This is a genomic window from Xenorhabdus bovienii (assembly GCF_024721015.1).
Lineage (GTDB): Bacteria > Pseudomonadota > Gammaproteobacteria > Enterobacterales > Enterobacteriaceae > Xenorhabdus > Xenorhabdus bovienii.
In genome coordinates this window covers 1-416 of sequence record NZ_JANAIF010000335.1, presented here as the reverse complement: position 1 = coordinate 416, position 416 = coordinate 1, and the positions used below count along the sequence as shown (strand labels likewise).

The window sequence follows — 416 nt, the reverse complement described above, 5'->3', positions numbered from 1 at the left end:
CCTCACCATGACGGGACGCCCCACTGGCATCTCCTGCTGTTTACCGATAAGGCCAGCCGTGCGGAAGCGGTCGACATTATGCGGAAAAAAGCCCTGCAAGAAGATGGCGATGAACGGGGCGCGAAAAAGTACCGCTTTGAATGCCAGCACATGAACCGGGGCGGCGCAGTCGGGTATATCGCGAAATACATCGCCAAGAATATCGACGGTTACGCCCTGGATGGCCTGATAGATAAGGAAACCGGTAAGCCGTTGAAAGATGCCGCCTCCGCCGTGACAGCGTGGGCGTCAACGTGGCGTATCCCGCAATTTCATTTCTATAACCTGCCCTCTAAAGGGGCGTATCGCGAGTGCCGCCGCCTGCGCAGTATCAGTATTGCTGACCAGATGGGCGAGATTGCCGAAAAGGTACGGGC

1 protein-coding gene is annotated in these 416 nt (G+C 57.0%); it reads left to right on the top strand.

What is annotated here, in order from left to right:
• Nucleotides 1-416: replication endonuclease (locus NXS07_RS20860; RefSeq protein ID WP_258087615.1), on the top strand; the 416-nt coding region annotated here is incomplete at both ends.